The sequence below is a fragment of the Tabrizicola sp. genome, from assembly GCF_041919135.1.
GTDB lineage: Bacteria > Pseudomonadota > Alphaproteobacteria > Rhodobacterales > Rhodobacteraceae > Tabrizicola.
Genome location: NZ_JAYRUJ010000023.1, coordinates 15,084 through 34,685, shown reverse-complemented (window position 1 = coordinate 34,685; position 19,602 = coordinate 15,084). Strand labels below are relative to the sequence as shown.

The 19,602-nt window shown below is 69.0% G+C and carries 22 protein-coding genes and 1 pseudogene; 2 read left to right on the top strand and 21 right to left on the bottom strand.

Translation table 11 applies throughout. The annotated features are described in order from the left end of the window. From ACE3UA_RS15200 to trxB, 6 genes are all read right to left on the bottom strand, one after another. On the bottom strand, positions 1-1,278 hold the full coding sequence (locus tag ACE3UA_RS15200; protein ID WP_374646576.1) for an amino acid ABC transporter permease: 1,278 nt from the start codon (positions 1,276-1,278) through the stop codon (positions 1-3). Positions 1,279-1,404: 126 nt separating this feature from the next. Next, the gene (locus tag ACE3UA_RS15195) at positions 1,405-2,421 is read right to left on the bottom strand and encodes an amino acid ABC transporter substrate-binding protein (protein WP_374646574.1); all 1,017 of its coding nucleotides are present in this window, start codon (positions 2,419-2,421) and stop codon (positions 1,405-1,407) included. A gap of 233 nt (positions 2,422-2,654) precedes the next feature. Further along, positions 2,655-3,365: an ATP12 family chaperone protein gene (locus tag ACE3UA_RS15190; protein WP_374646572.1), complete on the bottom strand. Its 711-nt coding sequence runs from the start codon at positions 3,363-3,365 to the stop codon at positions 2,655-2,657. Further along, complete coding sequence (locus tag ACE3UA_RS15185; protein WP_374646570.1) at positions 3,362-4,405, bottom strand: RluA family pseudouridine synthase; 1,044 nt, start codon at positions 4,403-4,405, stop codon at positions 3,362-3,364. Before ACE3UA_RS15185 ends, ACE3UA_RS15190 begins: the two co-directional genes overlap by 4 nt. After that, entirely contained in the window at positions 4,402-4,749 is a 348-nt protein-coding gene (gene crcB, locus ACE3UA_RS15180; RefSeq protein WP_374646568.1) for a fluoride efflux transporter CrcB, read from the bottom strand. Before crcB ends, ACE3UA_RS15185 begins: the two co-directional genes overlap by 4 nt. Before the next feature lie 75 nt (positions 4,750-4,824). Continuing rightward, positions 4,825-5,763: a thioredoxin-disulfide reductase gene (trxB, locus tag ACE3UA_RS15175; RefSeq protein ID WP_374646566.1), complete on the bottom strand. Its 939-nt coding sequence runs from the start codon at positions 5,761-5,763 to the stop codon at positions 4,825-4,827. A 183-nt stretch (positions 5,764-5,946) separates the two neighbouring features. On the opposite strand from trxB, the gene ACE3UA_RS15170 reads away from it, so the two are divergent. Continuing rightward, entirely contained in the window at positions 5,947-6,447 is a 501-nt protein-coding gene (locus tag ACE3UA_RS15170; protein ID WP_197642579.1) for an Lrp/AsnC family transcriptional regulator, read from the top strand. On the opposite strand, the gene ACE3UA_RS15165 is transcribed toward ACE3UA_RS15170, so the two are convergent. The 4 genes from ACE3UA_RS15165 to lgt all read right to left on the bottom strand — a co-directional run bounded on the left by ACE3UA_RS15165 (position 6,444) and on the right by lgt (position 9,417). Then, positions 6,444-6,632: a hypothetical protein gene (locus ACE3UA_RS15165; RefSeq protein ID WP_374646563.1), complete on the bottom strand. Its 189-nt coding sequence runs from the start codon at positions 6,630-6,632 to the stop codon at positions 6,444-6,446. The two genes, ACE3UA_RS15170 and ACE3UA_RS15165, sit on opposite strands and share 4 nt — an antisense overlap. Before the next feature lie 111 nt (positions 6,633-6,743). Then, positions 6,744-7,502: a peptidoglycan editing factor PgeF gene (pgeF, locus tag ACE3UA_RS15160; protein ID WP_374646561.1), complete on the bottom strand. Its 759-nt coding sequence runs from the start codon at positions 7,500-7,502 to the stop codon at positions 6,744-6,746. Further along, on the bottom strand, positions 7,502-8,557 hold the full coding sequence (locus ACE3UA_RS15155; protein WP_374646559.1) for a class I SAM-dependent methyltransferase: 1,056 nt from the start codon (positions 8,555-8,557) through the stop codon (positions 7,502-7,504). The genes pgeF and ACE3UA_RS15155 overlap by 1 nt, the downstream gene beginning before the upstream one ends. Continuing rightward, positions 8,554-9,417: a prolipoprotein diacylglyceryl transferase gene (gene lgt, locus ACE3UA_RS15150; protein ID WP_374646557.1), complete on the bottom strand. Its 864-nt coding sequence runs from the start codon at positions 9,415-9,417 to the stop codon at positions 8,554-8,556. Before lgt ends, ACE3UA_RS15155 begins: the two co-directional genes overlap by 4 nt. 109 nt (positions 9,418-9,526) lie before the next feature. On the opposite strand from lgt, the gene ACE3UA_RS15145 reads away from it, so the two are divergent. Continuing rightward, on the top strand, positions 9,527-9,781 hold the full coding sequence (locus ACE3UA_RS15145; protein WP_197642574.1) for an accessory factor UbiK family protein: 255 nt from the start codon (positions 9,527-9,529) through the stop codon (positions 9,779-9,781). 96 nt (positions 9,782-9,877) lie between these two features. On the opposite strand, the gene ACE3UA_RS15140 is transcribed toward ACE3UA_RS15145, so the two are convergent. From ACE3UA_RS15140 to ACE3UA_RS15090, 11 genes and pseudogenes are all read right to left on the bottom strand, one after another. Beyond that, positions 9,878-10,639: a TIGR02186 family protein gene (locus tag ACE3UA_RS15140; RefSeq protein ID WP_374646555.1), complete on the bottom strand. Its 762-nt coding sequence runs from the start codon at positions 10,637-10,639 to the stop codon at positions 9,878-9,880. Next, entirely contained in the window at positions 10,636-11,553 is a 918-nt protein-coding gene (locus ACE3UA_RS15135) for a sulfite exporter TauE/SafE family protein (protein ID WP_374646553.1), read from the bottom strand. The genes ACE3UA_RS15140 and ACE3UA_RS15135 overlap by 4 nt, the downstream gene beginning before the upstream one ends. An 83-nt stretch (positions 11,554-11,636) precedes the next feature. Next, positions 11,637-12,440, bottom strand: coding sequence for a purine-nucleoside phosphorylase (locus ACE3UA_RS15130; RefSeq protein ID WP_374646551.1), 804 nt, complete (start codon positions 12,438-12,440; stop codon positions 11,637-11,639). A gap of 83 nt (positions 12,441-12,523) precedes the next feature. Beyond that, on the bottom strand, positions 12,524-13,492 hold the full coding sequence (locus ACE3UA_RS15125; RefSeq protein WP_374646549.1) for an ABC transporter permease: 969 nt from the start codon (positions 13,490-13,492) through the stop codon (positions 12,524-12,526). After that, positions 13,492-14,592: an ABC transporter permease gene (locus ACE3UA_RS15120; protein WP_374646547.1), complete on the bottom strand. Its 1,101-nt coding sequence runs from the start codon at positions 14,590-14,592 to the stop codon at positions 13,492-13,494. The genes ACE3UA_RS15125 and ACE3UA_RS15120 overlap by 1 nt, the downstream gene beginning before the upstream one ends. A 160-nt stretch (positions 14,593-14,752) precedes the next feature. After that, entirely contained in the window at positions 14,753-16,297 is a 1,545-nt protein-coding gene (locus ACE3UA_RS15115) for an ABC transporter ATP-binding protein (RefSeq protein ID WP_374646545.1), read from the bottom strand. Between the two features lie 118 nt (positions 16,298-16,415). Beyond that, a pseudogene (locus tag ACE3UA_RS15110) lies at positions 16,416-17,402 on the bottom strand (BMP family protein); the annotation flags it as partial. A gap of 163 nt (positions 17,403-17,565) precedes the next feature. Next, a complete protein-coding gene (locus ACE3UA_RS15105) occupies positions 17,566-17,994 on the bottom strand; it encodes a GNAT family N-acetyltransferase (RefSeq protein WP_374646543.1) in 429 nt (142 codons plus the stop codon). 94 nt (positions 17,995-18,088) lie between these two features. Beyond that, a complete protein-coding gene (tsaB, locus tag ACE3UA_RS15100; RefSeq protein ID WP_374646606.1) occupies positions 18,089-18,691 on the bottom strand; it encodes a tRNA (adenosine(37)-N6)-threonylcarbamoyltransferase complex dimerization subunit type 1 TsaB in 603 nt (200 codons plus the stop codon). Positions 18,692-18,695: 4 nt separating this feature from the next. Then, positions 18,696-19,259, bottom strand: coding sequence for a NifU family protein (locus tag ACE3UA_RS15095; protein WP_374646541.1), 564 nt, complete (start codon positions 19,257-19,259; stop codon positions 18,696-18,698). Positions 19,260-19,383: 124 nt separating this feature from the next. After that, positions 19,384-19,536 carry a hypothetical protein gene (locus tag ACE3UA_RS15090; protein WP_374646539.1) on the bottom strand — a complete coding sequence of 51 codons (153 nt, stop codon included), beginning with the start codon at positions 19,534-19,536 and terminating at the stop codon, positions 19,384-19,386. Positions 19,537-19,602 lie beyond the last annotated feature (66 nt).

The following is a 19,602-nucleotide window of genomic DNA, read 5'->3' as shown; positions in this document are numbered from 1 at the left end:
TTAGCGCGCCTTCAACTGGACGGAACGGTTGTAGAGGTTCATCGCGGCCGAGATGATCAGGCTGATCGTCAGGTAGATCAGCATCATCAGGAGCATGCATTCCAGCTCTCTCCCGGTCTGGTTCAGCGAGATGCCCCCCAGCGTGCCGCGCAGGTCGAGGTAGCTGACCGCGATCCCCAGCGAGGTGTTCTTGGTCAGGTTCAGATACTGGCTGATCAGGGGCGGGATGATCACCCGCAGCGCCTGGGGCAGGATGATCAGCCGCGTGGTCCGGTTCGGGCGCAGGCCAAGCGCAAAGGCCGCCTCGCTCTGGCCGCGGCTGATGGCCTGGATCCCGGCGCGGACGATCTCGGCGATGAAGGCGGCGGTATAGAGCGTCAGCGCGATCAGAAGGGCGGTGAAGCTGTGCGCGACCAGGATGCCGCCGGTGAAGTTGAAGCCCTTCAGCACCGGGACTTCCAGATGGAAGCCGAGCCCGGCCATGAGCGCGATGAAGGGGACGAACAGGATCAGCAGCGACTTCCACCAGGTCACCGGCCGCACTCCCGTCGCCTCTTGCTGCGCGCGGGCGGCGGCGACGAGGCGGTGGTTGACCCAGAACGAGCCCGCCACGACCGCGAGGACGGCGAGAAGCGTCAGGTTCAGCGTGACGAAGCCCAGGTCGACCGAGCCGAGCCCGCGCTCGAACAGGGGGGCGGGAATGTTGGTGCCGCGGTTGGTGACGGCCACGGTGTCGAAGAAGATCATCGAGGCGGCGGGCGCCTCTCCGGCGGCGGCCATCTCGTCCGTCACCCGGAAATCGCGGGGCTGGGGCGTCGTCTCGGAGAGGATGACGTAGGACAGGAGGATCCAGAGCAGCAGGGGAATGTTGCGGAAGGTCTCGACATAGACGGTCATCATCCGGCTGATCAGCCAGTTGTGCGACAGGCGCAGGACGCCGACGATCACCCCGAGGATGGTGGCGAAGATGCAGCCCCAGAAGGCCACGACCAGCGTGTTGATCAGCCCGACCAGAAGCGCGCGGAAATGCGTGCTGTCGTTGGTATAGGGGATCAGCTGCTGGCCGATGTCATAGCCCGCGCGCTGCCAGAGGAAGGTGAAGTCGAACTCCTTCCCGCGCGCGGCAAGGTTCTGCGCCGTGTTGTTCAGAAGCCAGGCCACCGCCATGGCGAACAGAAGCAGGACCACGATCTGGATCGTATAGGACCTGTACCGCGTATCGTATACCAGCATCGAGAGCCGAAAGCTGTCTTTCGGCACGTCCGTGGCCATTGCCATGGCTTCCCCCTGTTGCCCGCAGACGGCCCCGTTTTTCCGGTGGCGACGGGGTCATGGCCCCTGGTCTGCCGGGTTATCGTTGTCGTGAAAAAAGGGGGCGCCACGATGGGCGCCCCCGGGTCGGGATCAACGGAACGGCGGGGCGTATTGCAGGCCGCCTTGGGTCCACAGCGCGTTCAGGCCGCGGGCCAGGTTGATCGTGGTGCCTTCGCCGATGTTGCGGGCGTAGACCTCGCCATAGTTGCCGACGGCGGCGATGGCGCGCTTGAAGGCGTCGTTGTCGAGCCCCATCTTCGCGCCCATGTCGCCCGAGACGCCGAGCATCCGCTTCACTTCCTCATCCGTGGTCGAGGTCGCGACTTCCTCGACATTGGCCGAGGTCACGCCCTTTTCCTCGGCGACCAGGAGCGCGAAGAAGGTCCAGCGGACCACGTCGCCCCACTGGTTGTCGCCATGGCGAACGGCCGGCCCGAGCGGTTCCTTCGAGATGATCTCGGGCAGGATGATATGGGTCTCGGCATCCGGCATGGTCGCGCGGCTGGAGGCCAGGCCCGAGGCGTCGGTGGTGTAGGCGTCGCAGGCGCCGGCCAGATACTGCCGCTGCGCCTCGGAGTCGTCGGCCACGGTGACGGGCTGGTAGGTGATGTTGTTCTGCTTGAAGAAGTCGGCCAGGTTCAGCTCGGTCGTGGTGCCGGTCTGGATGCAGACGGTGGCGCCGTCCAGCTCCTTGGCCGAGGAGACGCCGAGATCCTTCTTCACCATGAAGCCCTGGCCGTCGTAGTAGTTCACCGCCACGAAATCGAGCGCCAGCTCGGTATCGCGCGAGTAGGACCAGGTCGAGTTGCGGACCAGGACGTCGACCTCACCCGATTGCAGCGCGGTGAAACGGGTCTCGCCGGTGGTGGGCAGGAACTTGACCTTGTTCGGATCGCCGAGGACCGCCGCGGCGATGGCGCGGCACAGGTCGACGTCGAAGCCGGTCCAGTTGCCGCTGGCATCCGGGGCACCGAACCCGGTCAGGCCGGTGTTCGATCCGCAGATCAACTCCCCCCGCGCCTTGACGTCATCAAGCGTTCCAGCCCCCGCCAGACCGGCGACAAGCGTGCTGGCCGCCAGCGCGCCGAAGAATACGGTCTTTTTCATTCTTACCTCTTCCTGAGTGAGCGGCCTTCCAGGGGCCGCGCTTTTTCTTGCTGCCGATCGACCCCGCGACCGGCGGACTGCGGAGCTGATCTCCCAGTGCCGCCAGTTTCGGCGAAAGCGGTTTGGGACGTCAAGCGGTAGCGGTCACATTCAGAAAAAACGCCTGTTTCCGCGGCGTTGTGGCAGGTCGCCACGGGATCGGCGATCAATTGCGCAGTCTTCCTGCCCAATTGTTACCGGCACAATGCGAAGAATCGGTCCGCCTGCAGGAAATCGACATGCTTGCGGGCGGTTGCCTCGGCCGCCTCCTCGTCCTCGCCCCATTCCTCGATCTGCCAGGTCTCGTCGATCCGGCTGAGGGTCCAGGCCTCCTCGGCGCGCAGCCGGCCCCTTGTCACGGCCAGCGCGAGGACCAGCGAGCCGGAGAGCGCGACGAGATCGTGGAAGGCCGCAAGCTGGAAGGGCGTCATCGCATGGACGGCCGCCGAGAGGGCGGCGAGGCTGGCCTCGGGCTGGGGGCGCGGCATCACGCCGGGAGTGGGGTGCAGCGGCGCGGCGAAGGTGGCGGCGGTCCAGTCGAGCAGCGGATCCCAGCCTTTGGCCTGACGGGCAACAAGGCCCTCGGGACGCTCGGCGCGGTAGCAGGTCAGGTCGCTGCCGCCGTATTCGGCCAGCATCCCGGCCACCGCCGCGAACTGCGGCGCGACCTTGTCGATGGCGGAATTCGCCATGCGGGTGAAGGGCATGACGGAAGGGTCGACCTTGCCCTCGACCGCCTGCCATTCGGCGGCCACCGCCTGCGCGAGGCCCTCGGTCGGCAGGACCAGCGGCGCCTTCAGCGGCGTGCGCACCGGCTTGCCGTCAAGCTGGACGGCGAAGCCGCCGCCCTCGGCCGGAACCGTGCCGGCCGTGGTCCAGAAGCGGCGGGGGGCCCAGACGCTCATCGGATCGCCTCGAACGGGTCGGCGGGGACGTCGGTTTCCTTCCAGTCCAGCAGCTTCCAGGTACGGGCCATATGCTCTGGCAGCGGCGCGGTGAAGGTCATCGGCGTCTTCAGGATCGGGTGTTCGATGGTCAGCGAGCGTGCGTGCAGGTGCAGCTTTCTCGAAAGGTCGCCGCCGGTGCCCGCCCCCCAGCCGTCGCCCAGGTTCTCGGTCTCGGAGCCGCCATACTTGCCGTCGCCCAGGATCGGATGCCCGATCTCGGCCATATGGGCGCGCAGCTGGTGGGTGCGGCCCGTCACCGGCTCCAGCGCCATCCAGGACAGGCGGGTGCCGAGGAACCAGAGGGTGAAATAATCGGTATGCGCCCGCTTCGCCTCGGGGTGGTCGGCCATCTTCGCCGGGTGGACGCAGAGCATCTTCTCGCCCTCGCCCCCCCTGCCCCGGCCCGGCGCCTTTTCCAGCGCGAACTTGATCGAGCCCTGCCTTGGATGCGGCACGCCGGCGACGACCGCCCAGTAGATCTTGCGCGCCGCCCGATGCCGCAGCGCCTCGGACAGGGCCCGGGCCACGCGGTCGGTGCGCGCGAGCATGAGGACGCCGGAGGTGTCCTTGTCGAGGCGATGCACCAGCTTGGGCTTGTCCTTGTAGCCGAACTTCAGCGCCTCGGCGAGGCCGTCGACATGCCGCTCGCCCTGGCCCGAGCCGCCTTGCGACGGCAGGCCGGCGGGCTTGTTCAGCACGATCAGATGCTCGTCCTTGTAGAGGACCGCCGCCTGGATCATCTTCGCATCCGCCGCGCTGATCCCCCTGGGGCGCGGATCGGCGGGGGCCTCGGCGGGCGGCAGCGGCGGCACCCGCACCATCTGGCCGGGGGAAACCCGGTCCGCGGCCTTGACCCGGCCCTTGTCCACCCGGATCTGGCCGGTGCGGCACAGCTTCTCGACCGCGCCCTGGGTCAGGTGCGGGAAGCGGCGGCGCAACCACTTGTCCAGGCGCTGCTCGCCCTCGTCCTCGGTCACGGTCAGGATCTGGACGGTCATGTCAGGCTCCGGGCGATGGCGGCGCCAAGGGCGACCGCAAGAAGGGAAAGCGCGACCGAGCCGGCGACATAGGCCAGGGCCTGCAGCGGCTGGCCCCGTTCGATCAACTTCAGCGTGTCGAGCGAGAAGGCGGAAAAGGTGGTGAAGCCGCCCAGAAGGCCGGTCATCAGCAGGACCTGCCAGCCCTCGCGCCCGAGAAGGATGAAGAACATGCCGATGGCGAAGCTGCCCAGCACATTCACCGCCGCCGTGCCCAGGGGCGCGCCGATGGCGGTGGCCATCAGGTAGCGCAGGACGGAACCCGCGGCGCCGCCAAGCGCGATCAGGGGAAGGGTCTGGGACATGGGCCCGGTTTGCGGCGGAGCGGGCGGATTGTCAATGTTGCCGCTTGCCCCGTCGCGCCCGCCGGTCCCGATGGATCAGTGCCCGGCCAGGAATTTCTCGGCATCCAGCGCCGCCATGCAGCCCATTCCGGCGCTGGTGACGGCCTGGCGGTAGATGTGATCGGTCAGGTCGCCCGCCGCGAAGACGCCGGGGATCGCGGTGCGGGTGCTGCCCGGCTCGACCACGACATAGCCGCCCGAGTGCAACGGCAGCTGGTCCTTCACCAGTTCCGAGGCCGGGGCATGGCCGATGGCGACGAAGAACCCGGCGCAGGGGATCTCGGACTCGGCCCCAGACTTCAGGTTGCGGACCTTGACGGCGGTGACGCCGAGCGGGGTCTCGGTGCCCAGGATCTCGGTCACCTCGCTGTCCCAGACGACCGCGACCTTGGGGTTCCTGAACAGCCGCTCCTGCAGGATCTTCTCGGCGCGGAAGCTGTCGCGGCGGTGGATCACGGTGACCTTCGCGGCGAAATTGGTCAGGAACAGCGCCTCTTCCACCGCCGTATTGCCGCCGCCGATCACCACGACCTCTTTCCCGCGGTAGAAGAACCCGTCGCAGGTCGCGCAGGCCGAAACGCCGAAACCCTTGAACTTCTCCTCGGAGGGCAGGCCCAGCCATTTCGCCTGCGCGCCGGTGGCCAGGATCACCGCATCGGCGGTATAGGTGATGCCGCTGTCGGCGGTGGCGGTGAAGGGGCGCTGCTTCAGGTCGAGCGTGGTGATGTAGTCGCTGATCACCTCGGCCCCCATCGCCTTGGCGTGTTCCTCCATCCGGACCATCAGGTCGGGGCCCTGCACTTCCGTGTCGCCGGGCCAGTTCTCGACCTCGGTGGTGATGGTCAGCTGGCCGCCGGGCTGCAGGCCCTGGATCAGCAGGGGCTCCAGCATGGCGCGGGCGGAATAGATCGCGGCGGTATAGCCCGCGGGCCCCGAACCGATGATCAGAACCCTGGTGTGACGCGTCTCGCCCATGCTTGCCCCCTGCAGAAATCCGGTCCCGATATAGTCCGCCGCGACAGGGGCGGAAAGCCCCCGCATGGCGGTCTTGCCGGCATGGCGAACCTGCGACAATGCGTTTTCTTGCGCCCGGTTGAAACATTATTGCGCAAACCCGGCTCGGCGCTTAAGTAAGGTGACTTCAAAGAGGGCACCCCGATGGCCGGACACAAGCTAGACCCGATCGACCGTCAGATTCTGGCCGAATTGCAGGCCGATGGCCGGATGACGAATGTCGAACTGGCCGGCAGGGTCGGAATCTCGGCCCCGCCCTGCCTGCGCCGCGTGCGCGGGCTGGAGGAGCAGGGCTATATCAAGGGCTATCACGCCGATATCGACGCGCGCGAACTGGGGTTCGAGGTCCAGGTCTTCGCCATGGTGCGCCTGTCGAGCCAGGCCGAGGCCGACCTTTCCGCCTTCGAGGCCCGCTGCCGCGCCTGGCCGCTGGTCCGCGAATGCCACATGCTGAACGGCGAGATCGACTTCATCCTGAAATGCGTCTCGCCCGATCTGTCCACCTTCCAGAGCTTCCTGACCGAGGAACTGCTGAAGGCCGACCATGTGGCGAACGTCAAGACCAGCCTGGTGATCCGCTGCGCCAAGGACGAGCCCGGCCTGCCCTTCGACGTGCTGGAGGCGCGGCTGGCGCGGAACGCCTAATCCGCCGGGGCCATCGCGCGGGTGGCCGCCTTCAGCCGCGAGGCAAAGCCCTTTTCGCCGGGCCTGAGCCGCCGCGCGGAGGGCTTTGCCGCGACGCGGGCGGGGGGGCGGGCCGCTTCCGCCTCGGCCACGGCCGCAAGCACGGACACGATCCAGCGCCGCCTGGTCTTCAACTCGATGATCATGCCCGTCCCCGCTCAGCATGTGGATTTCCAGGCAGGCTGGTGCCCGATTGCGGCGAGGATGCGGAAAAGATTGGGGCGAAACGGTGCATTTTCATGCCCGTTCGAGTTGAATCAGAGACGGATCGTCGCGATCAGACGGCCGTAGTCGGCCTCGCCGGCATGGGTGGTGCGGCGGAAGGAATAAAAGCGCGCCGCGTCGCGGTAGGTGCAGTGCCGGGTCCATTCCGCATGGCCCACCCCCGCCGCGCGCAGCCGCCAGAGGCCGTAGCCCGGCAGGTCGAACAGGAGACGGTCGCCCGCGCCATTGGCGAAGAAGCGCGTGGCCTCGGGATCCTCGTCGCGGAAACGGTCGACGAATTCCGGCCCGACCTCATAGGCGGCCTGGCTGATCGTCGGGCCGATCACTGCGCGGATGTCGGCCCGGCGCGCGCCAAGCGCCTCCATCGCCTCGACGGTCGCCTCCAGCACGCCGTCCACCGCGCCGCGCCAGCCAGCATGGGCGGCCCCCGCCACGCGCGCCCTCGGGTCATGGAACAGGACCGGCTGGCAATCGGCGGTCAGCACGCCAAGCAGCACCCCCGGTGTTGCGGTGACCAGCGCATCGGCCTCGGGGCGATCCGTGCGCGGGCCGGTGACGGGAATCGCCCTGGCGGAATGGACCTGATGCAGGGTGACCAGCGCCTCGGGCGCGACGCCCATCGCCTCGGCCACCCGGGCGCGGTTGATCGCCACGATCTCGGCCTGGTCCGACGAGCCGATGCCGCAGTTCAACCCCGCGAAGATGCCCGAGGAGGCCCCGCCCTTGCGGGTGAAGAACCCGTGGCGGGTGTCCAGCGCGTCCGAGGTGATGATCTCCAGCGTCGAATGCATCAGGGGCCAAATCCGGGTAACACGGGGGAGTCGGCGCGGGTCAGGGCCAGCACCTTGAACAACGAACCCATTTCTGCGGGATCGGTCAAGCGGCGATGCGCCGCCCGGTGGTTTTCCAGCGCGGCGCCGGTCAGGTTCCGCGCCAGCCTCTCGGCCCGGACCCCGATGCCGAGCCGCCGCAGGAACTCGCCTTGCGTGGTGTAGGCATGGGCCGGGGCCAGCGCGGCCAGCGGCTCGAAATCGACATGGGCGGTCAGGTCGGCCTGACCGGGATGGGCCAGAACGGGATCGAAGGCATGGGCGCGCAGGGCCTGCAGCGTGTCGCCGTTCGAGCGCCAGCCGCCGTAGTCGATGAAAAGCGCGGCGCCGCCGTGGCGCAGGACCGGCCCCAGCGCCGCCGCCGCCGCCGCCCGGGCCGGGGCGCAATGCTCCACCAGATCGCCCGGCCTTGCGGCGCGGAAGGCGGGACTGTCGGGCACCTGCGGCAGGGGCGGCGAGAGGCCGAAGGCCAGCGCCCCCTCGGCCAGCCCGACCAGCCGCTCGCGCCAGCCCTCGGGCGTCAGCTGGAACTGGCGGATCGGCAGGGCGTCCAGGAATTCGTTCGCGACCAGGAACAGGGGGCGGTCGGGCAGATCCTCGACCCGGTCGAGCCAGAGCGGGATCTGGGGGGCCAGCGTCCGCGCCTGCACCTCGCGCAGGCGGGGCGAGACCTCGACCAGCACCGGCCGGGCGGCGGCGTGAAAGCCCGGCACCCCCCGCGTCGCGCGCAGGATGTCGGCCATCAGCGTGCCGCGCCCCGGCCCCAGCTCGGCCAGGGTGAAGGGATCGGGCGCGCCCCGGTCCAGCCAGGCCTGGGCCAGGGCGAGGCCTACAAGTTCGCCGAACATCTGGCTGATCTCGGGCGCGGTGGTGAAGTCGCCGGCCGCGCCGAAGGGCTGGCGCGTGGTGTAATAGCCGTGCAGCGGATGCAGGAGGCACTCGGCCATGTAGTCGGCCACCGGGATCGGCCCGCCCTCGCGGATACGCTCGACCAGCAGGCGCGCCAGCGGCGTCATCGGGCGCGCAGCACGAACCACAGGCCGGCCGCGATCATCGGCAGCGAGAGGATCTGGCCCATGGTCAGGCCGTAGCCGCCGAATTGCAGCGCCCAGCCGACCGGATTGCCGGGCGAGACGAATTGCGCATCGGGCTGGCGGACGAATTCCACCAGAAAGCGCGCAAGGCCGTAGCCGGCCAGGAACAGCCCCATCAACGCGCCCGGCCGCTTCAGCCAGCCGCGCCGGAAGGCCAGCCAGATCAGGACCAGCGCCAGCAGCAGCCCCTCGAGCGCGGCCTGGTAAAGCTGGCTGGGGTGGCGGGCGCAGAGGCCGACGACGCCTTCGCAGCTTTGCGCCGCCTCGCCGGGGAAGATCACGCCCCAGGGCAGCGCGGTCGGGCGGCCCCAAAGCTCGGCGTTGACGAAGTTCGCGAGCCGGCCCAGCATGAGGCCGACCGGCGCGGCCATGGCCAAGAGGTCGCCCAGCGACAGCATCGGGATCCTCTCGCGCCGGCAGAAGATCAGGCCCGCGACGACCACCCCGGCAAAGCCGCCGTGAAAGGCCATGCCGCCCTCCCAGACCCGGACGATCTGCAGGGGGTCGGCGATGTAGGTCTGCGGGTCGTAGAAGATCACATAGCCCAGCCGCCCGCCCAGGATGACGCCGAAGACGGCCCAGGTCAGGAAACGCTCGACCTGCTCGGGGGTCAGCGGCGGCGCGCCGGACCACAGGCGCGGATTGCGGACCGCGCGCAGGATGATCCACCAGCCGAAGAGGAGCCCCGCGATATAGGCCAGCGCATACCAGCGCAGCGCCAGGGTGAAGCCGAAAAGCTCGATCTCGAACAGGGTGGGCGAGATGTCGGGAAAGGGGATCATGCTGGCCTCCGTCCGGCGCTTGTCGCGGGCGGGGCCGGTGAAGTCAACCGCGCTTGCCCCTGCCGGCGGGCGGGGCCATATAGGACGCAGCCCGCAGAAGGAGAGGCCCATGCAAAGCCGCAACAAGTTTCTCGACGACATGAGCCAGCTGATGACCAATGCCATGGGCGTGGCGCAGGGGGCGAAGACCGAGGCCGAGACCGCGTTCCGCAGCTTCATCGACCGCTGGATGGCCGATCGCGATTTCGTGACGCGCGAGGAATTCGACGCCGCCCGCGCCATGGCCCAGAAGGCGCGCGAGGAAAACGCGGCGCTGGAAGCCCGGATCGCGGCGCTGGAAGCGGCGCTGGCGAAGAAGGGCTGACGGCCCGCTTGTCGACCGGCCGCTCGTCGATGACTTCGTCACTCCTCGCGGCGCATCCCTGGCGACGAGGAGACGAAGTCGAACGAGGAGCGGCGCTCAGGCCCGGACCAGCCGGAACGCGGCCGAGGCGCCCCAGCCGGCAACCCCGGCCATCACCAGCGACAGCAGGCCGTAAAGCAGCGGCTGCTCTCTGGCCAGGTTGAAGATCCAGCGTTCCAGCCCCTCCTTGCGCACGCCGATCACCCGCTCCTGGTGCGCGATCACCTTGCGGTCGCGCAAGAGGAACAGGCGGACCTTGTATTCGCCCTCGGTCAGGTTCGAGGGCAGCACGATGTCGGTGCGGAACAGCGTGTCCTCGGTCAGCTCCACCTTGCCCTGCAGGACGCGGTAGCGGTCCTCGTTGGTGCGCACCCGCAGCAGGCCCAGCAGGAACTCGCCCGCCTCGTCCGCCTCGGCGGTGATGCCGACGGCGCGGATCACCCGTTCGATGGTGATGCCGTAGCGCAGGTTGTCGGTGTCCGACAGGATGTGGTCCAGCGGCCCGGTGGTCGCCAGGGCGAAGAAGCTGGGCGCGCTGTCCACCCGCACCTCGGCGTTGTTCAGCCAGATGCCCGCCACGCGGTCCTTGCGCCGCACCGCGACCGGCGTCGAGGGCCCCTCGACCGTCACGATCACCTCCAGCGGACCCCGGCCCTCGGGCGGGGGGGCGTCGCGCTTGACCGCGCCGTAGATCAGGATTTCCGAACCGTCGAAATCGGCGGTGATCGAGACGCGGTTCTGGCTCATCCCGGCGACGATCTGCTCTTGCGCGGCGGCCGGCAGGGCCAGCGCCAGGAGGAGAAGCGCCTGCCGGATCATGGCAGCACCGCGGCGACCGAGTAATGCTCGGCCGGCTCGATCAGGAGGTCCACCGCGATGCGGACCGAGACCGCGATGACCAGGAGCGACAGCAGGATGCGCAGCTGTTCCGCCTTCAGCCGCACCCCGACCCGGGTGCCGATCTGCGCCCCGACCACCCCGCCCAGGATCAGCAGAAGCGCCAGCATCATGTCGACCGACTGGCTGGTGACGGCATGCATCACCGTGGTGAAGGCGGTGACGAAGATGATCTGGAACAGCGAGGTGCCGATCACCACCTTGGTCGGCATGCCCAGAAGGTAGATCATCGCGGGCACCATGATGAAGCCGCCCCCCACCCCCATGATCGCGGCGAGAAAGCCGACCAGCGCGCCCACGGCCAGGGGCGGGATGACGCTGATGTAGAGGCCGCTGGCGCGGAACTTCATCTTGAAGGGCAGGCCATGCACCCAGGAATGGACATGCGCGCGGCGGACCGGCCCGCCGGGCTTGCGGGCGCGCAGCATGCTGCGCAGGCTTTCCTGGAACATCATCGCGCCGATCAGGCCCAGGAAGACGACATAGGACAGCTGGACGAACAGGTCGACCTGGCCGGCCTCGGTCATCAGCCGGAAGACCCAGACCCCCAGCGCCGAGCCCGCGAAGCCCCCCGCCAGCAGCACCCAGCCCATGGTGAAGTCCACGCCCTTGCGCTTGAGCTGCGCCAGCACGCCCGAGACCGAGGAGGCCACGACCTGGTTCGCGCCGGTGGCCACCGCGACGGCCGGGGGGACGCCGATGAAGAACAGGAGCGGCGTGATCAGGAAGCCGCCGCCCACCCCGAACATCCCCGACAGGAAGCCCACGATTCCGCCCAGCCCGAGAATCAGGAAGGCATTGACCGATACCTCGGCGATGGGGAGGTAGACCTGCATGGCGACGGCTGGCTCGGGCGGAAAGGGGCGGAGTGTTCAAAGGCTTGCGCGGTCTTGCCGGCGAAGTCAAACCCCGATGCGCGCTAGGTCAGGTTGCGCAGGTATTCGCGCAGGATCCGTTCCAGTTTTGCCGCACCGAGCGGGGCCATCGCCTTGGTATGCTCATGCCCGATCCGCTCGTCCGAGAGGCCCGCCGCCATGTTGGTGACGGTCGAGATCGCCGCGACCCTCAGCCCCAGGAAGCGGGCCAGGATCACCTCGGGCACGGTGGACATGCCCACCGCATCGCCGCCGAGCAGCTTCAGCATCCGGATCTCGGCCGGGGTCTCGAAGGAGGGGCCGGAATACCAGCAGTAGACGCCCTCGGGCAGGGGCAGGCCCTGCCGCGCGGCGGCGGCCTTGAGGGCGGCGCGGAGGTCCGGGTCGTGGGCCTCGGTCATCGGCACGAAGCGGGCGTCGGTCTTTTCGCCGATCAGCGGGTTCAGGCCGTTGTAGTTGATGTGGTCGGACAGGAGCATCAGATCGCCCGGCCGGATATCCGCGCGCAGCGAGCCCGCGGCATTGGTCAGAAGCACCGCCCCGGCCCCCAGGGCCTGCAACACCTGCAGGGGCAGGAGCATCGCCCGGGGATTGCCGTTCTCGTAGTAATGCTCGCGCGCGCCGAAGACGGCGACGCGGGTGCCCTCCAGATCGCCGATGTGCAGCTGCGGATTGTGGCCCGAGACGCCGACATGCGGGAATCCCGGCAGTTCGGCATAGGGGATCGCGACCCCCTCCACCTCATGCGCGAGATGGCCGAGGCCGGAGCCGAGGATCAGACCGAGGCGGACGGGGGCATCCCCGGCGCGGGCGCGGATCAGGGTGGCAAGGGTAGCGGCATCGGTCATCGGCATCGCCTCTGGCTGGAGGCGGAGCGGGGGTTTCACACCCCCGCACCCCCGTGGGATATTTGGACCAGTATGAAAGCGCCTCAGCGTTCCTTCACATAGGGCTCGCCCCCGGCGCGGGGCGGGATCGCCTTGCCGATGAAGCCGGCGAGGACGACGACGGTCAGGATATAGGGCAGCGCGTCCAGGAAGGGGACGGGCACCTTGACCTGCACCACCGCCTGCACCACGTCGGGGCGCAGGGCGAGCGCCTGGAAGAAGCCGAACAGCAGGCAGGCCCAGAGCGCGGCCACTGGGCGCCATTTCGCGAAGATCAGCGCGGCCAGCGCGATATAGCCGCGGCCCGCCGTCATCTCGCGCCCGAAGCCCGCCTGCAGCGCGGTCGCCATATAGGCCCCGGCCAGGCCGCAGAGGATGCCGGTGATCGCCAGGGCGGCATAGCGCAGCCCCACGACCGAGACGCCGGCCGTGTCCACCGCGGCCGGGTTCTCTCCGACCGCGCGCAGGCGCAGGCCGAAGCGGGTGCGGTTCAACACCCACCAGGACAGGGGCACCATGGCCAGCGCGAGGTAGACCGGCAGCGCGTGGCCCGAGATGACCTCGTGGTAGAGCGGGCCGAGGACGGGGACGCCCTGCAGCTCGTCGGCGAAGGGCAGCGTGATCGGGTTGAAGCGGGCGGCGCCCGACAGGGGCGGGGTGCGGCCGCCCTGGCCGAAGAGCGCCTGCGCCACCAGCACCGTGATCCCCGAGGCGAGGAAGTTCAGCGCCACGCCCGAGATCAGCTGGTTGCCGCGGAAGGTGATCGAGGCGAGGCCGTGGATCGCCGCGAAGACCAGCGAGGCCCCGATCCCCGCCAGCAGGCCGAGCCAGGCCGAGCCGGTCAGGAAGGCCACCGCGCCCGAGGCCATGGCGGCGGCGAGCATCTTGCCCTCGAGCCCGATGTCGAAGATGCCCGAGCGTTCCGAGAACAGCCCGGCCAGGCAGGCGAAGAGAAGCGGCGTGGCCAGCCGCAGCGTGGTGTCCAGAAGCTGCAGAAGCGTTGCGTAATCCATCACGCCACCCCCGGGTTGCGGCTGCGGAACAGCGCGAAGATCCGGGCCAGCAGCATCCGCACCATCATGTCCAGCGCGCCGGTGAACAGGATCACCAGCCCCTGCACCACGATCCGCATCTCGATCGGGATCGAGGTCCAGAGGCCCAGTTCGGCCCCGCCCTGGTAGAGAAAGCCGAAAAGCAGCGCCGCCAGCACCACGCCCAGCGGATGGTTCCGCCCCATCAGCGCCACCGCGATGCCGATGAAGCCCGCCCCTTCCGAGGAGTTCTGCAATAGCCGCTCGGCCTCGCCCATCACGTTGTTGACGCTCATCATTCCCGCCAGCGCGCCGGAGACCAGCATCGCGACCATGATGATGAAGGTCGGATTGATCCCGGCGTAGCGGGCGGCGGGTTCCGACTTGCCGAAGGCGCGGATCTGGTAGCCCAGCCGCGTCTGCCACAGGATCGCCCAGACCACGACCGCCATGGCCAGCGCGATGAACAGGGTGACGTTGGCCGGGACCGGCTTGGTGAAGATCAGGTTCAGGCCGGGAATGTCGTTCAGCGCCGGCAGATGCGCGCCCTCGGGGAAGCGGGCCGAGGCCGGGTCCATCTGCCCGGCCGGGCGCAGCACGTCGACGAGGAGGTAGACCAGGAAGGCGGCGGCGATGTAGTTGAACATGATCGTGGTGATCACGATATGGCTGCCGCGCCTGGCCTGGAGATATGCCGGGATCGCCGCCCAGGCCGCGCCGAACAGCGCCGCGCCCAGGGTCGCCGCCGCCAGGGCCAGCGTCCAGTGCGGCCAGGGCAGCGCCAGCGCCACCAGCGCCACGCCCAGCCCCCCCAGCTGCGCCTGCCCCTCGCCGCCGATGTTGAACATGCTGGCGTGGAAGGCGAAGGTCACCGAAAGGCCGGTGAAGATGAAGCTGGTGGTGTAATACAGCGTATAGCCCCAGCCATAGGCCGAGCCGAGCGCCCCATCCACCATGACGTTGAACGCCTCGACCGGGCTTTGCCCGATCGACAGCAGGACCAGCGCCGAGATGATCGCGGCAAGGAGAAGCGAGATCAGCGGCACGAGGGCCACGTCGGCCCAGCGGGGGAGACGGTCCATCAGGCGAGCCTCCGGTCGTTCGATCGGGAGGCGGCTTCCCCATCCCGGCCCTCCGCCAGGAGGCGCCCGGCATCAACCGTCAGGCACAGGGAGCGGGCGCCTCCCCTTCCCGCCTGCGGGGAGGGGGTGGGGGTGGGGGGCCGCCGCCGGGAAGGAACCATCACGCCGCTTCCCCCTGCCCGGCCATTCCGGCCATCATCATCCCCAGTTCACGCTCATCCGTCGCGTCGGGGTCGCGGAAGCCCATCAGGCGGCCGTCGAACATCACCGCGATCCGGTCCGACAGCGACATGATCTCGTCCAGCTCGACGCTGACCAGAAGCACCGCCTTGCCGGCGTCGCGCAGGGCGACGATCTGGTTGTGGATGAACTCGATCGCGCCGATGTCGACGCCGCGGGTCGGCTGGCCGACCAGGAGGAGGTCGGGGTTCTGCTCCATCTCGCGGGCGACGACGATCTTCTGCTGGTTCCCGCCCGAGAAGCTTTTCGCCGCAAGGCCCGGAATCGGCGGGCGGACGTCGTATTTCTCCATCTTCCGGCGGGTGTCCTCGCGCAGCGCGGCATTGTCCATGAACAGCGCGTTCTTCTGGTATTCGGGTTCGTTGAAATAGCCGAAGGCCACGTTCTCCCAGGCGGTGAAGTCCAGGATCAGGCCGTAGTGGTGCCGGTCCTCGGGGACATGGGCGATCCCGGCCCGGCGGCGGCTTTGCCCGTCCGCGCCCCGGCCCGCAAGCGGCAGCTCGACCCCGTTCAGCGTCACCTTGCCGGTCGCCCGCACCATCCCGCCCAGCGCGGCCAGAAGCTCGGACTGGCCGTTGCCGGCGACGCCCGCGATCCCCAGGATCTCGCCGGCGCGGATCTCGAAGCTGACGCCCTTCAGCCGCTCGACCTTGTGCTCGTCGCTGACGCGCAGGTCCTCGACCTTCAGGACCACGGCGCCGGGGGTGGCGGGTTTCTTCTCGACCTCGAGCAGGACCTTGCGGCCGACCATCAGCTCGGCCAGTTCCTCGGGCGAGGTCGCGGCCGTCCTGACCGTGGCGACCATGGTCCCGCGCCGCATGACGCTGACGTTGTCCGTCGCCTCCATGATCTCGCGCAGCTTGTGGGTGATCAGGATGATGGTCTTGCCCTGGTCCTTCAGCCCTTCCAGGATGCGGAACAGGTGGTCGGCCTCGGCCGGGGTCAGCACCCCCGTGGGCTCGTCCAGGATCAGGATGTCGGCCTGGCGATAAAGGGCCTTCAGGATCTCGACCCGCTGCTGATGGCCGACGGAGAGGTCCTCGATCAGCGCGTCGGGGTCCACGTCGAGGTCATAGTCGCGGCTCAGCCCCTCCAGCACCTCGCGCGCCTTGGCGAGCGAGCGGTTCAGGAGCTGCCCCTCCTCGGCGCCCAGGATCACGTTCTCCAGCACGGTGAAGTTCTGCACCAGCTTGAAATGCTGGAACACCATGCCGATCCCGGCGCGGATCGCGCTCTGGCTGTCGGGGATGGCGGTCGGCTTGCCGCCGATGAAGATCTCGCCTGCGTCGGCCTTGTAGAAACCGTAGAGGATGGACATGAGCGTGGATTTCCCCGCCCCGTTCTCGCCGATGATGCCGTGGATCGTGCCGCGCGGCACGGCGAAGTTGATGTCCCTGTTCGCCTGGACCGGACCGAAGGCCTTGGAGATGCCCTTCAGTTCGATGGCGAGCGTGCCGTCAGCCATGCCTTCCCCCTGTCAGCCGCCGGATGCGCCCGCGTCTGCCGCGCGGGTGGCGCTCCTTGCGAAACGTGCCGCGCCAAGGCCCGGCGCGGCCCGGATCATCTGCCCCGCCGCCGTAGCACGTGGCGGCCGGGCAGGTGTTGTCGGCCATGTAGTCGTGCACCACGATCTCGCCCGACTTGATCTTCTCGGCCGCGGCATCGACCTGGGCCTGCATCTCGGGCGTCACCAGGCTGGCGTTGTTCTCGTCCATCGCATAGCTGACGCCGTCGTTCGCCAGCCCCATGACGTTGAGGCCCGGCTTGAGGTCGGTGCCCTCCTTGAAGGCTTCGTAGACGGCGTTGTCGACCTTCTTGACCATCGAGGTCAGGACCTTGCCGGGATGCAGGTAGTTCTGGTTCGAATCGACGCCGATCGACAGGATCCCCTCGTCCGCGGCGGCCTGCAGCACGCCCACGCCGGTGCCGCCGGCGGCGGCATAGATCACGTCGGCGCCCTGGGCCTTCTGGCCCTTGGCCAGTTCCGCGCCCTTCACCGGGTCGTTCCAGGCCGCCGGGGTGGTGCCGGTCATGTTCAGCACGATGGTCGCGTCCGGGTTCACCGCCTTGACGCCCTGGGCATAGCCACAGCCGAACTTGCGGATCAGCGGGATGTCCATGCCGCCGATGAAGCCGACGGTGCCGGTCTTCGAGGCCAGCGCGGCCAGCATGCCGACCAGATAGCTGCCCTCATGCTCGTTGAAGACGACCGATTTCACGTTCGGCTGCTCCACCACCATGTCGACGATGGCGAACTTGGTCTCGGGGAAGTCGGGGGCCACGGTGTTCAGCACGTCGCCGAAGGCGAAGCCGGTCATCACGATCGGATTCGCGCCCGATTCCGCCAAGCGGCGCAGCGCCTGTTCGCGCTGGGCTTCCGACTGCATCTCCAACTCCTTGAAGGTGCCGCCGGTTTCCTGGGCCCAGCGGGTCGCGCCGTTGAAGGCGGCCTCGTTGAACGACTTGTCGAACTTGCCGCCCAGATCGAAGATGATCGCAGGATCGGCCAGGGCGGCGCCGGCGGTCAGCGCCATGGCGGTGGCGCCCAGCAGGGATTTCATGAAGGTCATCGGATGCTCCCGGTCGGTTGTCGTTGTCCGTCATGCCGGCCAGCGGCCCGGCACCCCGACGGGAGCAGAGTCGACACTCGGCACTCACGGTTGAAGTTGGGCCGTTTCCCTTGGAACGGTCAAGGGTTATTCCGTCCGGGATCTTCGAATTCTGACCATCCGGTCAGGTTGCGGCCGGGACCAGTTCGCGGCGCAGGACCAGCGCATCCACCAAGGCCCCGTCCGGACCGGCGTAATAGCCGCGCCGCCGTCCCGCCGTGGCGAAGCCGGCCCGTTCATACAGCGCCCGCGCCGGGGCGTTGTCCGCCGCCACCTCGAGGAAGGCGCTTGCCGCCCCGCGCAGCCGCGCCTGATAGAGGAACCTGCCGACCAGCCGCTGGCCCAGCCCGCGCCGCCGGGCCTCGGGCGCGACGGCCAGCGTTAGCAGCTCCGCCTCGCCCGCCACGGCGCGGCCCAGAAGAAAGCCCGCGTCGCCCTCGACCAGCAGGAAGGCCAGGGGATCGGTAAGGAACCCGGCGAATTCCGCCGCGCTCCATGGGCGGGGAATGGTGAAGCAGCGGGCGTGAAGGACGGCGAGGTCTTCCGGTGTCATCCGGCAGGCCCCCCCGTCCCGTCCTTCCGCAGGTCCGGGATTCGCGCCTCCCCTCGTGGCGAGGGGATGGGGGGTGTCAGAGAGAGTCGCAGGCTCACGGCAGGATCACCGGCGGCGGGTCGGCGGGCGGGGCGGCATCGGCACCGCGCAGGTAGAAGGGGGCGGGCGGCGGCGCGCCTGGGGCGCGGGCGGCGGCGATCCGGGCGATGGCCTCGGCCAGCGGCATCGCCGGAGGCAAGGCCATGGCTCCCGCCGCCGATCCGGTCACCGGCCCGGCGACGGGGGCGAGCGCAGGGGCCAGACGTGCCGGCCTCTCGCCGTCGGGGTCGAACCGCTGCACATAGACCTCGCCGCGCCGGGCATCCTCGACCACCGTCAGCGGACGCGGCAGGCCATGGGCCAGGGCCTCCAGCCGGGTGACGCCCACCGCCGGGATGCCGAGGCCCAGCGCCAGCCCCCGCGCCGCCGCGACCGCGATGCGCACGCCGGTGAAATTGCCCGGCCCGGTGCCCACGGCCAGCGCCTTGAGGTCGGACCAGCCCAGCCCGGCCTCGGCCAGGACCTCCTCGAGCATCGGCAGCAGCCGCTCGGCCTGGCCCTTCTCCATCGCCTCGTCATGCAGGATCAGGCCGTCCTGCCAGAGCAAAGCGGCCGCGCAATGCGCGGCCGAGGTGTCGAAGGCGAGGATCGGCAGGATCACGTCAGGCCGCGACCGGACGCACTTCCAGCACTTCCGGGATATAGTGCCGCAGAAGGTTCTCGATCCCCATCTTCAGCGTCAGCGTGCTGGAGGGGCAGCCCGCGCAGGCGCCCTGCATGTGCAGGTAGACCACGCCGCGGTCGAAGCCGTGGAAGGTGATGTCGCCGCCATCCTGCGCCACCGCGGGACGGACGCGGGTGTCCAGCAGTTCCTTGATCTGGCGCACGATCTCGCCATCCTCGCCGCTATGCTCGGCATGGCCGCCGGTGGGGGCGCCGTCACCCTCGATCACCGGCTGGCCGGACTGGAAATGCTCCATGATCGCGCCCAGGATCTGCGGCTTGACATGCTGCCACTCCACGTCCTCGGCCTTGGTCACGGTGACGAAGTCATTGCCGAAGAAGACGCCGGTCACGCCGCCGGCCGCGAAGATGCGCCGGGCAAGCGGGGATTTCGCCGCGGCCTCGGCGCCGGGGAAGTCTGCGGTGCCGGTGTCGAGAACCGTCTGGCCTGGCAGGAACTTCAGCGTCGCCGGGTTCGGGGTGGATTCGGTCTGGATGAACATGATGAGTCTCCGACAGGATCAGTCGGATATGCGCCCTCGGCCCGCCACTGTCAAGTTTGGAACAGTTCTAAATTGCGGGCCGCCCGGGCAGGGTGGGCGATTCACCCGCCCTGCGCCTGCGCGCCTACCGCAGGTCGGAGCCCCAATAGGCATACATCTGCTCCAGCGCGGTCAGCGGGCGCAGCCGGACCGGGGTCTCGGGCTGGCGATCCGTCTGGAAATACAGCGCCTCGACCGGAATGGCGCTGGCTTGGCGGGGCAGGGAATGGATGGACATCTTTCGGGACCTCTAGGCTTGCGCTCCTCCCGTCCCCCGATCTAGCCCTGCGCGCGCGCCGCCCCA

Bases quoted from the DNA above. Each gene is read 5' to 3' on its own strand.
- ACE3UA_RS15140 (WP_374646555.1), bottom strand. From the start codon at position 10,639: ATGATCCGGCAGGCGCTTCTCCTCCTGGCGCTGGCCCTGCCGGCCGCC.
- crcB (WP_374646568.1), bottom strand. From the start codon at position 4,749: ATGTCCCAGACCCTTCCCCTGATCGCGCTTGGCGGCGCCGCGGGTTCC.
- ACE3UA_RS15120 (WP_374646547.1), bottom strand. From the start codon at position 14,592: ATGGACCGTCTCCCCCGCTGGGCCGACGTGGCCCTCGTGCCGCTGATC.
- ACE3UA_RS15195 (WP_374646574.1), bottom strand. From the start codon at position 2,421: ATGAAAAAGACCGTATTCTTCGGCGCGCTGGCGGCCAGCACGCTTGTC.
- ACE3UA_RS15130 (WP_374646551.1), bottom strand. From the start codon at position 12,440: ATGACCGATGCCGCTACCCTTGCCACCCTGATCCGCGCCCGCGCCGGG.
- ACE3UA_RS15165 (WP_374646563.1), bottom strand. From the start codon at position 6,632: ATGATCATCGAGTTGAAGACCAGGCGGCGCTGGATCGTGTCCGTGCTT.
- ACE3UA_RS15125 (WP_374646549.1), bottom strand. From the start codon at position 13,492: ATGGATTACGCAACGCTTCTGCAGCTTCTGGACACCACGCTGCGGCTG.
- ACE3UA_RS15105 (WP_374646543.1), bottom strand. From the start codon at position 17,994: ATGACACCGGAAGACCTCGCCGTCCTTCACGCCCGCTGCTTCACCATT.
- ACE3UA_RS15135 (WP_374646553.1), bottom strand. From the start codon at position 11,553: ATGCAGGTCTACCTCCCCATCGCCGAGGTATCGGTCAATGCCTTCCTG.
- pgeF (WP_374646561.1), bottom strand. From the start codon at position 7,502: ATGCATTCGACGCTGGAGATCATCACCTCGGACGCGCTGGACACCCGC.
- lgt (WP_374646557.1), bottom strand. From the start codon at position 9,417: ATGATCCCCTTTCCCGACATCTCGCCCACCCTGTTCGAGATCGAGCTT.
- ACE3UA_RS15170 (WP_197642579.1), top strand. From the start codon at position 5,947: ATGGCCGGACACAAGCTAGACCCGATCGACCGTCAGATTCTGGCCGAA.
- ACE3UA_RS15115 (WP_374646545.1), bottom strand. From the start codon at position 16,297: ATGGCTGACGGCACGCTCGCCATCGAACTGAAGGGCATCTCCAAGGCC.
- trxB (WP_374646566.1), bottom strand. From the start codon at position 5,763: ATGGGCGAGACGCGTCACACCAGGGTTCTGATCATCGGTTCGGGGCCC.
- ACE3UA_RS15095 (WP_374646541.1), bottom strand. From the start codon at position 19,259: ATGTTCATCCAGACCGAATCCACCCCGAACCCGGCGACGCTGAAGTTC.
- ACE3UA_RS15185 (WP_374646570.1), bottom strand. From the start codon at position 4,405: ATGACCGTCCAGATCCTGACCGTGACCGAGGACGAGGGCGAGCAGCGC.
- ACE3UA_RS15090 (WP_374646539.1), bottom strand. From the start codon at position 19,536: ATGTCCATCCATTCCCTGCCCCGCCAAGCCAGCGCCATTCCGGTCGAG.
- ACE3UA_RS15200 (WP_374646576.1), bottom strand. From the start codon at position 1,278: ATGGCAATGGCCACGGACGTGCCGAAAGACAGCTTTCGGCTCTCGATG.
- ACE3UA_RS15145 (WP_197642574.1), top strand. From the start codon at position 9,527: ATGCAAAGCCGCAACAAGTTTCTCGACGACATGAGCCAGCTGATGACC.
- ACE3UA_RS15155 (WP_374646559.1), bottom strand. From the start codon at position 8,557: ATGACGCCGCTGGCGCGCCTGCTGGTCGAGCGTATCCGCGAGGGCGGG.
- ACE3UA_RS15190 (WP_374646572.1), bottom strand. From the start codon at position 3,365: ATGAGCGTCTGGGCCCCCCGCCGCTTCTGGACCACGGCCGGCACGGTT.